A 16,112-nucleotide genomic window follows, 5' to 3' on the forward strand; every position below is an offset into this window, starting at 1 on the left:
TTACACGGCAGCGCGCACCGGCGCCGCCTTGTCCGTCACCAGGAGGGTCAGCAGCGCGGCGATGAGCATGCAGACGCCGCCCAGCACGAGCGTGAGCACCGCGTGACCATCGAACAGGTGCTTGGTCACGAAACCCAGCAGCAGGCCGCTGACGATCTGCGGAATCACGACGAAGAAGTTGAACAGGCCCATGAAGTAGCCCATGCGCTTGGCGGGCAGCGAGCCGGCCAGGATCGCGTACGGCATCGTCAGGATTGACGCCCACGCGATGCCGATGCCGATCATCGGCACGACCAGCATGTTCTTGTCGGTGATGAGAAACACGCTGGCCAGGCTCAGGCCGCCGATGGTCAGGCAGGTCGCATGAACGACCTTGCGGCTGGTCATGCGCGCAAACACGGGCAGGATGAACGCGGCAAGTGCCGACACGCCGCTGTACACGGCGAACATGATGCCGACCCAGCTGCCTGCGTCCTGGTAAGCACTCGACTGCGCGTCGGTGGTGCCATAGACGCTGTCGGCAATCGCGGTGCCGGTGTAGATCCACATCGCGAACAGCGCGATCCAGGTGAAGAACTGCACGAATGCCAGTTGCACCATCGTGCGCGGCATCTTGCCGAAGCCGCCGAAGATCTCGGCAATGGCCACGCCCACGCTGCGCGAAGCGGCGCGTTCCTTGTTGAACGCTTCCATGTCGGGCGGCGGCAGTTCGTCGGCGAACACCACGGTCCAGGTCACGGCCAGGAAGAACACGAGGCCACCGGCATAGAACGAGTAGCGCACGGTGTCGGGGATCACGCCGCCGATGACGGCGTTCGACACGCCCATGCTTTCAAAGAAGGTCGGCAGGAGCGACGCAATGACCGCGCCACAACCGATGAAGAAGGTCTGCATCGCGTAACCGGCGGTCTGCTGCGAGGGATCGAGCTTGTCGCCGACAAAGGCGCGGAACGGCTCCATCGACACGTTGATCGCGGCGTCCATCATCCACAGCACGGCCACGGCCATCCACAGCGCGGTGGAATTGGGCATCAGGAACAGCGCAATGGCAGCCAGCACGGCGCCGATGAAGAAGAACGGCCGGCGGCGGCCCCACTTCGGGTGCCAGGTGTTATCGCTCAGGTAGCCGACGATCGGCTGGATCAAGAGACCCGTGACGGGCGCAGCGAGCCAGTAGAGGGAAAAGTTTTCGGGGTCGGCGCCGAGGGTGGCGAAGATGCGGCTGGTATTCGCGTTCTGCAGTGCGAAGCCGAACTGGATGCCGAAGAAACCGAAGCTCATGTTCCACAGCTGCCAGAACGACAGGCGTGGTTTGAGCACGGTCGATTGCATATCCATGTGTGTCCCCAATCTGGCCCGACACGGGAGCGGGCGCTGTTATGTGAATGCGCGGCGCACTGGTGGTGCGCGCCGTTGATGCAGAGGCGTGCCGGAACAGACAACAATCCTGCCAGCGTATCTGTAGCAAAATAACATGGGGTTATCGGGGTGTCAATCGTGGAGATCTCATAGTGAGATCAAGGCTACACCCGCAGAGCATGCGGCGTTTTGTAGTCAAACAACATGCGCACGCACGCATGTTATTTGACGTGCAGATGCAAAAACGTCGCTCCTGCTTGCGCGGGAACGACGTTTTTCAGCTTACCGTGAAACGATCAGTCCTTGCTGCCCTCGCCCTTGCGATGCGGCTTCTTGCCCGGCATCGGCTTGTCGGTCACGCGGCGGTCGGCGCCGCTTTTCGTGAACGGCTTCTTGGCGCCGGCGGCTGGCACGGCTGGCGTTTCGCCGTCACGCGTGATCGACAGCTGGCGGCCGGCGACCCAGATCGACTTGAGCTGCGTGAACAGCTCAGCCGGCATGTCCGATGGCAGGTCGAGCGTCGAGTAATCGTCATAGATCTCGATGCGGCCGATCTGCTTCGACGGGATGTTCGCTTCGTTGGCGATCGCGCCGACGATATTGCCCGGCTTGGCGCCGTGGGCAAAGCCCACTTCGATGCGGAACGTCGCCATGCCCGGCTCAGGGTCGCGCATGACGCGCTCTTTCTTGAAGCCCGGCTCGCGCGCAGGGCGCGCCGGACGCTCTTCCCAGTCACCGCGCGGCTCGCGTGGTGCGCGCTCGTGGCTGCCGCCAAATTCGCGCTGCGACGGCATGCTTTCAGGACGCACGTCGCGGTCAGGCTTGGTCAGCAGCAGCGGTTCGTCGCCACGTGCCATCTTGGCCAGGGCGGCAGCGATATCGATCGCCGGGACATTGTCGTCGCGCTCGACGTCTTCGATCAGCGCGCGGAACACTTCGAGGTTGCCTTCGGCCAGCGTGGCGCGGATCTGGTCCTTGAAGCGCGTCATGCGCACTTCGTTGACGGCCTTGACGGTCGGCAGTTCGAGTGGCGACACCGGCTGGCGCGTAGTGCGCTCGATCAGCTTGAGCAGGCTGCGCTCACGCGGGGTGATGAACAGGATCGCTTCGCCACTGCGGCCCGCGCGGCCGGTACGGCCGATGCGGTGGGTGTAGCTCTCGGGGTCGGACGGCACGTCGTAGTTGATGACGTGGCTGATGCGCTCGACGTCCAGGCCGCGTGCGGCAACGTCGGTCGCGACCAGGATGTCGATCTTGCCCTTCTTGAGGTTATCGATCGTGCGCTCGCGCTGCTGCTGGGCGATGTCGCCGTTGATGGCAGCAGCCGAGAAACCGCGCGCCTGCAGCTTGGTCGCCAGTTCTTCGGTGCCCAGCTTGGTGCGCGCGAAGATGATCATGCCGTCGAACGCTTCGGCTTCGAGGATGCGGGTGAGCGCGTCGAGCTTGTGCATGCCGGCCACCAGCCAGTAGCGCTGGCGGATATTGTCGGCGGTGCCGGTCTTGGCCGCGACCGTGATCTCTTGCGGGTCGCGCAGGTAGGTCTTGGCGATGCGCTTGATCGCTGGCGGCATGGTGGCCGAGAACAGCGTGGTCTGGCGCGTGGCCGGGGTCTTTTGCAGGATCTGCTCGACGTCGTCGATAAAGCCCATGCGCAGCATTTCATCGGCCTCGTCCAGCACGAGGGTGGTCAGCTTCGACAGGTCGAGCGAGCCCTTCTGGATGTGATCGATGACGCGGCCTGGCGTGCCGACAACGACGTGCACGCCGCGGCGCAGCGACGACAGTTGCGGGCCGTAGCTCTGGCCGCCGTAGATCGGCAGCACGTGGAAGCCCTTGATGTGGGCGGCGTAGCTCTGGAACGCTTCGGCGACCTGGATCGCCAGTTCGCGCGTCGGCGCCAGCACCAGCGCTTGCGGCGCGGTCTGCTTGATGTCGATGTTCGACAGGATCGGCAGTGCGAAGGCGGCGGTTTTACCGGTACCGGTCTGCGCTTGTCCCAGCACGTCGCGCCCTTCCAGCAACAGGGGAATGGTGGCTGCCTGGATCGGCGACGGCGTTTCGTATCCGACGTCTTTCAATGCTTTCAGGACAGGCGCCGAAAGATTGAGGTCGGAAAACGATGGGATTGGGGTGTCTGACATAGAGGAAGTTGCTCTTATTAAGTAAGTACGAATGCGACAGTTTACACCGTTGCTTCGTTGGGGGCGCTAAATACAATGGACCGGGCGGCCGAAACCACAGAATCCGAACAATGAAAAATGCCCTTGCAGGCACACCTGCAAGGGCATTGGCGATCGCGGTAGCGCCCCATTGGGTGGCGCCACCTTCGCTTGATACCGGATTACAGCTTGTAGTTCAGGCCGAACAGCATCTGGCGGCCATACTTGGCATAGCCGCGCGGACGGTCTTCGGTACCAGCGTAGCTGCGGAAGGCAGTGTCGGTCAGGTTGTTGACCTGGAACAGCACGGACAGACCTTCGACTTGCTTGAAGTCATAACCCAATTGCAGGTCGACTACTTTATCAGCTTTTACGTAAGTCAGCTCGGTTGCACCACCAATTCCGCCGATTTCACCCACATAATCGCTGCGATAACGCTGGCTGATACGTGCCGAGAAGCCATCCTTCTCGTAATACGCCGTCACGTTGAACACGCGCTTGGACAGGCCCGGCAGCGGAATCGCGACATTGCCGAAGCGCTGGTCGAGAATCGAGATCTCGCTGTTGGTGAACGACGCGTTGGCGGTGATGCCGAAACCGTCGAGCATCGGGTGGATCATGTCCAGCGGGGTCGATGCCGCAAACTCCAGACCACGCAGGCTACCGCCCTCGCCGTTGCGCGGCTGGGTGATGGTACCGATGTTGGTCAGGGCGCCCTGCAGGTTGAACTCCGAGAAGTCACGCGGCACGGTCACGCTGTAGATGTACGAGGACAGATCCTTGTAGAAACCAGCCGCCGAAATATAGCCCTTGTTGCCGAAGTACTTTTCATACGACAGATCGACCTGCTTGGCGCGCCATGGATCGAGCTGCGCATTGCCGCCGTTACCGTACGGGGTGCCGGTGGTCTGGGCAGTCAGGCCCACTTCCAGCGCCGCGTTCAGCTGGTTCAGCTTGGCGCGGGCCAGCGTCTTGCCGGCGCCAAAGCGCAGGAATTGCTGGTCAGGCAGGCTCCATGCCAGATTGATGCTTGGCAGGTAGTCGGTGTACTTCTTGCCGTCGGTCAGTGGCACCAGGTCGGCGAACGGCCAGGCGCGCAGCGTGTTCGCGGTCGAGCTCTGGTCCGTTTCGATGACCTGCATGCCGATATTGCCGCGCAGTGGCATCGACATCAGTTCGGTGTCGATGTTCAGCTTGGCGTAGCCGGTCTTGACCTTCTCTTCGATGGTCCAGTTCTTGGTCGCGCCCCATGGCACCAGCACGGCTGGCGTGAATGGGCCGAAGTTGTTGGCCAGCACGCCGTCGATGTCCCAGCTCAGGCTGTTCTGCAGACCGTACAGCGCTTGCGAGCTGTTGAGAACGTTGGCGCCGAAGGTGCCGTTGCCGATCTTCGAGAAGCCCGTTTCCAGGTGTTCTTTTTCCTTCTCGCGCTTGGAGTAGTTGAAGCCCAGCTCCAAGCTGTTGAAGTACGCGTTGTCGAACTTGCGCTCGATGCTCGTGCGGAACGAGGTCATCTTGTCGGTCATGTTCGGGGCATTGACATAGCCTTCGCCGAACTGGCCGCCGATGGCGATCTGCGACGGATCGTCGTAGGTGCCCGACAGGCCCAGCACCGGAATCGTGCCGCCGTTGTAGCTGTAGTTCAGCGTCTGGCGCGCAGCGCGGCCGGCGTTGATCTCGATCAGCTGTTCCTTGTGGTCAGCCTTCGAGCGGCTGATGTCGACGATACCGACCCAGTCGCCCGTCGTGTAGCGGTTGTTCCAGCCGAAGGCGGTCAGCTTGTCATCGCGCGTCAGGCGGTTGTTGCGCACGACCGGATTGACGTTATTGGCGGTGCCACTGATCATCGTGCCGTTCACGACGGTCGGGTTCGAGAAACTCACCTGGCCGTCGTCCTTGAGCGGCATTTCGATGCCGCGGCGGATTTCTTCCTGGTCGAAACGCGAGTGGTAGACGTCGAAGGTCGAGCTGAAGTTGCGGTTAGGACGCCATTCAAGCACGCCCATCAGGCCATCGCGCACCTGGTTGCCGGTCGTGGCGATCGACTTCATGCCCTTTGGCACTTTGACGGTCGAGCCTGGCACGACATTGGTGTCGTCCACCCAGTCCCAGGTTTCGAACTGTTCGCCGACGTTCGGCTTGTCCTGGCGGGCGTAGCCGATGGCCACACCGATCGTGCGGTTGGCGAACTGGTCGATGTACGACGCGCTGACGCGGCTGCCGGTGTCCGGCGAGCCGGCGCTGATTTCGCCTTTCGAGTTCTTTTCACCGCGCACATTGACGGTGACGACGCGTTCACGCAGCGACAGCGGCTTGATGGTCTGCAGGTCGACCGTACCCGACAGGCCCTGGCCGATCACGGCAGCGTCGCCGGTTTTGTACACGGTAACGGCGCTGATCAGTTCGGATGGGTACTGGTCGTATTCGACGGTACGGTCCGAGCTGGTGGTGACTTGTTCGCGACCGTTGAGCAGCGCAGTCGACAAGTCGCCCGAGGTGCCGCGGATGCTGATCGACTGGGCCTGGCCGTTGACGCGCTGCGCCGACAGACCTGGAAGGCGGGCCAGCGATTCGGCGATCGACACGTCCGGCAGCTTGCCGATGTCTTCCGACGAAATGGCTTCGACGATGCCGGTCGATTCGCGCTTGACGGCAATCGCGTCCTCGATGGCGCGGCGGATGCCGGTCACGGTGACGGTAGCGACTGGCACATCGGTTGCGGCGGTGTCAGTCGTCGTGGCGGTTTGCGCCTGCGCGCTGCCGGCCATGATGGTGACAAAGATGGCGCATCCGGCGGCCACTGGGCTCAGCTGGAACGCGGAACGCTTGTTGGCGAAAGTTTTCATGATCTCCTCAGAACGACGTAATTTCCCTAGAGCAGCTTTCGACCGCCATGTTCGGGACTTTGTTATGACACGCCTCAACATCAACGCTCGGCGGGATTCTGTATTAAAACTAGATGCACTGTCAACGGGAGTAGGTTTCAAACGAACTCGGGTGCCAGCCGATCAATATCATCAATAAAAACAATGACTTGCTAACTGATGAGTAGCACGCGCGTGGTTTTTCACGCGTGTAGTCGCGCTACAAACGCTCTAAAAAGAAACGATTTATGCTCAATTGCACCGAATCAGTGCGCAGGATGTAGTAAAACAATCAGCCCCTGAAACGCAGCTTGTAACTTCACTACGTAAATTTTGTATTTTTACAACAGACGAAAAAAATCCCCGGCAGCCTTTCGGCTGTCGGGGATCGCTTGATGCGCTCTGGAGACTGTTACGCAGCCTCGCCGGTCATCAGAACTTGTAGTTGGCGCCGAACTGGTAGGTACGGCCGTAGTCGACGCGACGGGTGATCGAATCGCTGCTGTTCGTGTACTCCTGGTACGGCGCATTGTTCCAGTTGTTGGCCTGGGCAAACACCGACAGGCCCTTGGCAAAGCCCGACTGGATTTCATACGACAGCTGGAAGTCGACGATCGTCTCGCCCTTCACGAACGTGTACTGCAGCGTGTCCGAGAAGTCCGGCGACTGGCCCAGGAAGTCCGAACGCTTGCGCGCTGCGGCAGCGATCTGGAAGCCGTACTTTTCGTAGTACACGCGCAGATTGCTGACCTTGCGCGACAGGCCCGGCAGCGGGATCGACTGCGCCGAGGTCTGCACGTTGCCAAAGCCCAGGGCCGGAATGTCGATCGCCGAGCTGGTGAACGAGTGGTTGGCCATGATGCCGAAGCCGTCCAGCCACTCGCTTGCCATGTTCAGCGGAATATTCACCGCCAGCTCGTAGCCCTTGATGCTGCCGCCGTTACCGTTTTCAGGACGGTTCAGCACGCCAACGGTCGAGCCGGCGAAGTCGCCGGTGGTCGGCAGCGGCGTGGTCGAGGTCGCCCATGGCGCGAAGTCGTATTCCGACGGCGTGCGCAGGATGAACGTGTCAAGCTTCTTGTAGAACACGGCTGCGCTGACATAGCCCTTCTTCGCGAAGTACTTTTCGTACGAGAGGTCGAACGCCTTGGCCTTGAATGGCTTGAGTCCCGGGTTGCCGCCACCACCGCTGATGAACGGATTGGTCACGCCGGTGTTCACGCCAAAGCCGATGCCGCCGCGCAGGTCGTCCAGGTTCGGACGCGACAGCACTTGCGCCAGACCCATGCGCAGCACCTGGTCGTTCTTCAGGTCGAACGACAGGTTCAGGCTTGGCAGCACGTCCCAGTAGCTGACGCTGTCGACAACGCGCACGGCCGGGCAGGCATCGGCCGTTTCGCCGGTGCAGTTACCGCTGTTGTAGCCGCCGCCCGTCTGCTTCGTGTGCACGAACTGCGAGCCGACGTTACCGCGGTACTCAAAACCGAACAGCTCGCCGTTCAGATCGCCCATCAGGTAAGCGGTCTGGACCGTTTCCTTGACATCCCAGAACTTGGTCAGGATGTCGGCATTGACCTTCGTGGCCAGCTGGTACACGGTGCCAAGCGAGCCGGACGGATTCCACGTGGCGATCGGAAGGCCGGTAGTGCCGGCAACGCCGGTACCCGTGCCCGGCATCGTCTGCGCAGCGAACTGGGCGCCGCCCAGAATCTCGAGACGGCCTTCTTCGCCGCTGCGCGCTTTTTCGCGGTCGGTGAAGTTATAGCCGAACTGCACAGCCGACATCGGGCCCCACTCCACCGGACGCTTGGCGTTCAGGCGGATCGCCTTGAGCGTGTCTTCCACGTACGGCTGGGCCAGGTAACCGGCTTGCGGCAGGATGTTGGTGGCGGTGCCCGACCAGCCGTTCACGTCGGTCAGTTGCGCAACCGCGCGGTCCGAGTAGTTCAGGCCAGTGCGCCACGCGACGTCAGTGAAATTGCCGCCGTTAAAGCCAGTCCACGAGATCGTGTCCAGCGGGTTCGCATTGCCCGGCAGGCCGGCAGTGGTTTCGTAGCGCGCGCTCAGCTTGGTCGCTTTCGACCACGTGATGTCGGCGCTGGTGCTCCAGTCGCCCAGCTTCAGTTCGTTCTTCCAGCCGACCGTCTTCAAGTCGTCTTCCGACGTTTCGACGTGGTTACGCACCACGCCCTTGTAGTTGGTCAGCGTGCCGCTGGTGGCGACACCGTTCTGCACGACGACGTTCTGCAGCACGCCGGCCGGGTCATACAGGCCCGACGTGTTCGAGCCGACCGCGCCTTCGAAACCGCTGCGCTTCAGGCCCGTCTCGCCAGCCGAGTAGAACAGGTCGAGGGTCGAGCGGAAGTCGCGGTTCGGACGGAACTGCAGCGACATGAAGGCGCCGTCACGCTTGTGCGACGTCGATTCGGTGTCGGCGGTAAAGCCCAGTGGCACCAGCACGTTCTGACCGTTGAACGGCAGGGCTGCCGTGTTGCCGCCCCACGCGTCGAACTTGCGCTGCTCGCCGCCGGTCTCGTCGTACGACGTGATGCCCAGTGCGATGCCGAACTTGCGGTCGGCAAACTGGTCGATGTACGAGAACGAGACGCGGTCGCCACTGCCTTCTTCGGCAGTGCGCACGCCCAGGCGGCTGCGCTTGTAGTTGGCGGCAATGACGCGCTTGCCGAAGTCCAGCGGCTGCACGGTTTTCAGGTCGATCGTCGCGGCCAGGCCCTGGCCGATGACGCTCGCGTCCGGCGTCTTGTAGATCACGACGCCGCCCATCAGCTCGGACGGGAACAGGTCGAATTCGGGATTGCGGGCATTGCCGGTCGAGGCCATTTCGCGGCCATTGAGCAGCGTACCGTTGAAGCTTGGCGACAGGCCGCGCACCGAGATTTCCGATGCACGTCCCGAACCGCGGCTGCGCTGGGCGGTCACGCCCGGCAGGCGCGCGATCGATTCGGCAACCGACGTGTCCGGCAACTTGCCGATGTCTTCGGCCGAGATCGCTTCAACGATCGAATTCGAATTGCGCTTGATCGAGATCGCCGCTTCGATACCGGTACGGATGCCGGTCACGGTGACTTTCGACACGGCGCTGTTCGGGAACGCAGTGGGTGCGGCGGCCGGCGCTTCTTCCGGCGTTTGCACCGTGGAGGCTGCCACGGGCGTGTTCGGTGCGACGGGGGTGGCTTCTTCGCTGCCCGAGGCTTGCGCATACGCGTTACCTGCCAGGACCGACAGCAGCACGGCGCAACCGGCGGCGAACGGGTTCAACGGGAATGCAAAAGTGGCTGCAGTACGGCGGCGGGCCTGGGTGGCCCGGGTGGCGGTGGCGTTCATGTGTCTCCTCGGTTTTTCTTAACTGCCGGCTACGGCTCTGTACTAAAACTAGAACCGGAACAGGCAGCAATGTGTGGCGAGGATCATGGCATGCTTTGCACGACAACAACATTGTGCACGTTGTACTTGGGCTACAGATTTGTGGCGTTTTCAGGCACTTCAAAGACTTTCGCACCGAATCTGAAGGTAATCTGAAGGTTGGCCCGTGATGAGCCTATGTAGTCGGGGTGAAATCGAATCCGCTCCGCATGATTGTTGGGCGGCAGGGTTTATAGTAACCTTCCATCAACACAACAATTACCGGCCCCGCGTTCCAGCGTCGACATGCAGATCCTGTAGTCCAACTACGTCAGCAGTATCGCGACTGGCACCAGCCCCAGAACCCATGAGACAACTCCTCGCCACCATCGTGCTCGGCAGCGCTTCGCTTGCCGCCTTCGCCCAGACCCCGGCCATCGACCGCATGGAGCCGCCGTTCTGGTGGGCTGGCATGCACGACAACAAGGTTCAGCTGATGGTGCATGGCGAGGCAATTGGCGAGCTGACACCGACGCTGACCTACCCCGGCGCGCGCATTGCGTCCGTCACGCGCACACCGAATCGCAACTACCTGTTCATCGACCTTGTGCTCGATCCGAAGGTGGCGCCCGGTACGTTCGACATCACGTTCAGCGGCGCCGGCCGCACGACCACGCACGCCTACCGCCTGCTGGCGCGCGATCCGGGTTCCGCAACGCGCCAGGGCTTTTCCAGCAAGGACGCGATCTACCAGATCATGCCGGACCGCTTCGCCAATGGCGACCCGTCCAACGACAACGTCGCCGGCATGCTCGACAAGGCCGACCGCAAGGGCGGCCTTGGCCGCCACGGTGGCGACATTCAGGGCGCGATCAACCACCTGGATTACATCGCGGACATGGGCTTTACGCAGCTGTGGCCGACGCCGCTCATCGAGAACAATATGCCGGGCTACTCGTACCACGGCTATGCAGCCACGGACCTGTACAAGATCGACCCGCGCTACGGCAGCAACGAAGACTTCGTGCGCCTGTCGACCGAAGCGAAGAAGCGCGGCATCGGCATCATCCAGGACGTGGTGCTGTCGCACATCGGTTCGCACCACTGGTGGATGAAGGACGTGCCGGCGCCGGACTGGATCAACTACAACGACAAGTTCGTCCCGACCCAGCACTACCACACGGCGGTGCAGGACCCGTACGGCTCGAAGGAAGACGCTGACAACTTCACGCGCGGCTGGTTCGTCAAGAGCATGCCCGACCTGAATCAGTCCAATCCGCTGCTGGCCAACTACATCATCCAGAACAACATCTGGTGGATCGAATACGCGAAGCTCTCGGGCCTGCGCATCGACACCTTCGGCTATTCGGACAGCGCGTTTTTGTCGGAGTACACGCGCCGCATCATGGCCGAATACCCGAACCTGAACATGGTCGGCGAAGAGTGGAACACGAAGGTGCCGGTCGTGGCGCGCTGGCAGCGCGGCAAGGACAACTTCGACGGCTACCGCGCCTACATGCCGAGCATGATGGACTTCCCGGTGGCCGAGGCGATGCGCAACGCGCTGGCCGACAAGAAAGGCGGCAACGTGTTCTCGGACGTGTACGAAACGCTGTCGCTCGACTATCTGTACCCGCAAGCCAGCAACCTGGTGCTGTTCGCCGACAACCACGACATGTCGCGCATCTACAGCGTCGCCGGCGAAGACTTCGACAAGTACAAGATGGCGATGGTGTTCATGATGACGGCGCCGCGCATCCCGCAGTTCTACGTGGGCGACGAGCTGCTGTTTACCAGCCCGACGAAAGACCGCGACGACGCCAGCTACCGCATCCCGTTCCCGGGCGGCTGGGCCGGCGACAAGGTCAACGCCTTTACCGGCACGGGTCTGAAGGACAAGCCGCGCGCGGCGCAAGCGTTCGTGCGCAAGCTGGCCAACTGGCGCAAGGGCCAGCCGGTGATCCACAGCGGCCGCATGATGCATTACGGGCCGCAGAACAATACCTACGTCTACTTCCGCTACAACGCGGACAAGAAGGTGCTGGTCGCGTTCAACAACAACGCGAAAGAAATGGCGCTCGACGTCGACCGCTTCCGCGAAATGCTCACGGGCGTGACCAGCGGCGTGGATGTCCTGACCGGCAAGACGTTCGACCTGCGCTCGACGCTCACGCTGCCTGCACGTGCTACCGTGATTCTGGAGCTGGAGCTGGAGGCAGCACGATGATGCGCAGCGCCATCGCAGTGGCCGCCCTCCTCGCCTGCGGCGCCGCCCACGCGCAGATCGATACCGCACTATTCGTGCGCGGCGCGTTCAATGGCTGGGGAACGGCCGATGCGCTGGCGCCCAAAGGCAAGGGCATTTACCAGGCCGACATCGCCGTCGCGCCAGGCAACCACGCCTTCAAGCTTGGCAGCAGCGACTGGGCTGCCGAGTGGGTCATCGATCCGGACAAGAGCGTCAATGTGGCGCCCGACACCGCGTACCAGCTCGAACGCCTGTCCGGACCCGAGACCTTCCTGTTCGTGCGCACATCGGGCACCTACCGCTTCACGCTGGACGCGAGCGATCCGGCCAAACCTGCGCTGAAGGTCACACGCCTTGCCGATGCCGACCGTGCCAGCGCGCCCGATCCGCATGAGGGCCACGCTGCGGTCGCCACGCAAGCCTGGCCAACGTGGGACGGCAAGACCGAGACGGTGCGCTACTCGACGCCGGATGCGCAGGCGCTGCTACGCCAGTACGTCCAGTCAAGCACGATGAGCCTGCGCGATCCCGGTCCGCAGCATGTCGCGTACGCCGAGCAGGAAGGCTTGCCGCGCGCCCGCACCGGTAACCTCGCCTTCGATGCGCTGTTCGCGCTGGCCGGCGCCGAGATGCGCCTCAATTCGGTCAGCCAGATCAAGGACGGCAACTACAACAGCGGCAACGCCATCGATTGCGACTGCTTCTCCACTGGCGAGAAGTGGGCGTATGTCTGGACACGCGACCTGTCGTATGCGGCCGATCTGGGCCTGGCCCTGCTCGACCCGCAACGCGTGCGCAATTCGCTCGACTTCAAGCTCTCTGGCTGGCGCGCCGGCGTCACGCCGGTGGCGCAGATTCCTGCCACGGCGGGCGGCCTGCAGATCGTGCAGGACACCGGCAGCGGCGGCAGCTGGCCGGTCAGCACCGACCGCCTGACATGGGCCTTCGCGGCCGAAGAAACGCTGCGCACGCTGCCCGCTGCCGAGCGCGCGCCTTTTGCCAGCAAGGCTTTGATCGCGCTGTCGAACACGCTCGAGATCGACCGCGTGGCAGCGTTCGATACAGCCACGGGCCTGTACACGGGCGAAGAATCGTTCCTCGACTGGCGCGACCAGACTTACGCTGCGTGGATGCCGGGCGACCTGGCGTCAATGGCCAGCTCGAAGGCGCTGTCGACCAACGTCGTCATCTTCCAGGCGCTCAAGCTGGCGGCGCAACTGGCGCGCGAACAGCGCGATGCGGCCAAGGCCGCGCGCTACACGCGCTGGGCATCGGAGCTGAAACGCGCGATCAACAAGGAACTCTGGCTGGCCGACGAAGGCATGTATAGCAGCCTTACCGCCGGCCACCTGGACGGCGCGCCGCTGCACAAGTTCGACTGGCTCGGCCAGGCGCTGGCGATTGTCAGCGGCGTGGCCGACGACCAGCAGACGGCATCGATCCTGGCGCGCTATCCGCATGGCCCGATGGGCGCGCCGGTGATCTGGCCTCAGCAGATCGGCGCGCCGGTGTACCACAACCGCGCCATCTGGCCCTTCGTCACCGCATATGGCTTGCGCGCTGCGGTGCAGGGCAAGAACGCAGCGGTGGCCGACGCCGCCTACGCGACGCTGATGCGCGGCGCAGCGGTGAATTTGTCGAACATGGAAAACCTCGAGTGGTTGTCGGGCCAGCCGCTGCTGCTCGACGAGAAGACCCCGGCGCTGAGTGGCCCCGTGATCAACTCGCGGCGCCAGTTATGGTCGGTCGGCGGGTATCTGGGCATGGTGATCGACAATGTGTTCGGCGTGACCGTGCAGGACGACGGCATTGCGCTGCGCCCGTTCGTGACGGCCAGGCTGCGGCGCGAGACCTTCGGCGCGACCAACGAGATTGCCCTGCACGACCTGCGCCTGCACGGCAAACGCATCGACGTGGTGCTGCGCCTGCCGCCAGCGGCCGAAGGCGACGGCTATCACCGGGTCGAGCGCATTCTGTTGAATGGCAAGCAGGTCAGGGACACACTGCTATCCAGCGATTTGCAGGCCGGGAACCGTATCGAGATCGTGCTGGGCAAGCTCGTCGCCGGTGCGCAGGGCATCCGCCGCGTGCAGGCCAATCCGTATGAAGAATCGTCCGTCACCTTTGGTCCGCGCGAACCGGTGATCGAGGCGCTGACGCGTGCATCGTCCGGCGCCGTGGGATTGATGATCGGCGCGAATGGCAATGCGACGGGTGTGACCTACCGCGTCTACCGCGACGGCAAGCTGGTGGCCGACAAGCTGCCGGCCGGCGCCTGGACCGACGACAAGGCCGGCGTGGCGTCGTGCTATGCGGTGGAGGCGCGCTTTGCCGACAGCGGCAATGTCAGTCACCACAGCCAGCCGCGCTGCATCGACGCCGTGGCTGGTGCTGGTAATGGCATCGACATCGGCGTGACCGACCCGCGTGTGACGTCGAACCTGACGAGCACCGCGCCGGATGCGCGCTTTTCACTACCCGCGATCCGCGACTGGGGCCGGCCGCAAGACCGCTTTGCCGTGGATGGGATGCGCGTCGAAAGCACGGGTGATTACCGGATTCAGGTGCGTTATCACAACGGCGCGAACCAGGTAAATCTGGGGATCAGCGGCGGCGTGAAGTGGCTGGCACTGAAGAATGGCGCTGGCAAGGTCGTGGCCCAGGGCGTGATCCAGTTGCCGCATGCGCCGCTGTTCAAGGGCGCGACGCCAACCGTGTATTCGACGCCGCTGGCCGCGCGCCTGCAGGCCGGCAGCTACCGTCTGGAGATGACGGACTTCTACAATATGAGCTACCTGGAGAGCAACCGCACCTTCACGGGCGCCGGTGGCGCTGAACCGGCGAACCGGTTCGACATCCAGGGCGTGCGCTTGCTGCGGGTGAAGTAGGTCGGCTGGCTCAGGCGGCTTCGCCAGGTGTGGCGGCGGCGGCCTGTGGCGGCGCCAGCAGCAGCTTGAGCCGCCCTTCCAGCACCCGGAACTCGAACGGCGTCGCCATCTTGCTGACTTCGCCATCGACGGCCACCTTCAGGCGCTTGCGCCCATACAGCGACGGCGTGCGCACGGTCATGCGCTTGAACGAAAACGCCACGACGTCGTCGGCGTTGCCCAGCTTGCCAAGCGCGCCGCGCACCAGCAGGCCCAGCAGCCCGAGTTTACCCATCGGCTTGGGCGCCAGCGCCGCCAGTTGGCCATCCTCGACCGCATCGGTCAACTGTTCCATGCCGACCTGTTCCATCTGCAGCCGGTTATTGCCCACGAACAGCGTCGTCGTGCGCAAGCGTTGTTCCTTGCCATCGAGCTCGAGCCGGATCTGCAGGTGGCGATGCGCGCGCAGCGCCATCTTGATGGCCGACAGAAACGCGACCACGCGGCTGCGTCCGAACTCGCGCTTGTCGTGCTCGCGTTCTTCGAGCAGCGCCGGGTACAGGCCAACACTTGCATTGACCAGGAAGATCTTGTCGTTGAGCATGCCTACCTGCACCGGCTTGATCTTGGCGCGTAGCAGCGCGTGAACAGCCTCGGCCAGGTCTTCCGGAATCCCGTGGGTGCGCCCGAAATAGTTGAAGGTGCCCTGCGGGAGCACGCCGAACGGACACCCGGCCAGCACTGCCTGATGCGCGACCGTGTTGATGGTGCCATCGCCGCCAGCAGCCACCAGCACGCCGCCGCTGGCGACGGCCTTGGCCGCCATGTCCTTTGCAATCTGTTCGATGCGCTCGGGCTCGTCCACCACTTCCAGATGGCACACGCGGCCACCGGCGTCCATGACCTCGTTGATCGTGGAGATGCGCATCTCGGTTTCGGAATGACCCGACCCCGCGTTCAGAACAATGAAGAAAGGAGCATCAGGTAGCAACTCGGTGGCTGGCATCGCAGGGTCGATTCGGTGAAGGATGGTTGATCGAAATTGCAGCCATCGTATCACCGGCGTTGCCGGCGCTAGGTGCGTTATTCAACCGTCACGTGCAGGCGCCAGGGCGGTGCGCGACGCAATCTCCAGCGATGAAAGTGGCACATACCCGGATCAGCGAAACATTTTGTTGCGCGCACGATTCACTTTTTTACTTCATTTCAAGTTACCCACATGCCTGTAACGTGACTGGACTCCACTAGCGTG

The 16,112-nt window shown here is 62.9% G+C and carries 7 protein-coding genes; 2 read left to right on the top strand and 5 right to left on the bottom strand.

The window, feature by feature from the left end; all coding sequences use genetic code 11:
- From AC56LY_RS15650 to AC56LY_RS15665, 4 genes are all read right to left on the bottom strand, one after another.
- A complete protein-coding gene (locus AC56LY_RS15650) occupies positions 1-1,338 on the bottom strand; it encodes an MFS transporter (protein ID WP_499580969.1) in 1,338 nt (445 codons plus the stop codon).
- A 317-nt stretch (positions 1,339-1,655) separates the two neighbouring features.
- Positions 1,656-3,500, bottom strand: coding sequence for a DEAD/DEAH box helicase (locus AC56LY_RS15655; protein ID WP_499580970.1), 1,845 nt, complete (start codon positions 3,498-3,500; stop codon positions 1,656-1,658).
- A gap of 200 nt (positions 3,501-3,700) precedes the next feature.
- Positions 3,701-6,364, bottom strand: coding sequence for a TonB-dependent receptor (locus AC56LY_RS15660; RefSeq protein WP_499580972.1), 2,664 nt, complete (start codon positions 6,362-6,364; stop codon positions 3,701-3,703).
- 450 nt (positions 6,365-6,814) lie between these two features.
- Positions 6,815-9,727 carry a TonB-dependent receptor gene (locus tag AC56LY_RS15665; protein WP_499580974.1) on the bottom strand — a complete coding sequence of 971 codons (2,913 nt, stop codon included), beginning with the start codon at positions 9,725-9,727 and terminating at the stop codon, positions 6,815-6,817.
- A 385-nt stretch (positions 9,728-10,112) separates the two neighbouring features.
- On the opposite strand from AC56LY_RS15665, the gene AC56LY_RS15670 reads away from it, so the two are divergent.
- Positions 10,113-11,972, top strand: a complete 1,860-nt coding sequence (locus tag AC56LY_RS15670; RefSeq protein WP_499580976.1) for a glycoside hydrolase family 13 protein — start codon at positions 10,113-10,115, stop codon at positions 11,970-11,972.
- Positions 11,969-14,881 carry an alpha-L-rhamnosidase-related protein gene (locus tag AC56LY_RS15675; RefSeq protein WP_499580978.1) on the top strand — a complete coding sequence of 971 codons (2,913 nt, stop codon included), beginning with the start codon at positions 11,969-11,971 and terminating at the stop codon, positions 14,879-14,881. The genes AC56LY_RS15670 and AC56LY_RS15675 overlap by 4 nt, the downstream gene beginning before the upstream one ends.
- Positions 14,882-14,891: 10 nt before the next feature.
- Here AC56LY_RS15675 and AC56LY_RS15680 read toward each other — a convergent pair whose 3' ends face one another.
- Entirely contained in the window at positions 14,892-15,866 is a 975-nt protein-coding gene (locus tag AC56LY_RS15680) for a diacylglycerol/lipid kinase family protein (RefSeq protein WP_499580980.1), read from the bottom strand.
- Positions 15,867-16,112 lie beyond the last annotated feature (246 nt).

The organism is Telluria sp. ZT3P25 (assembly GCF_059685895.1).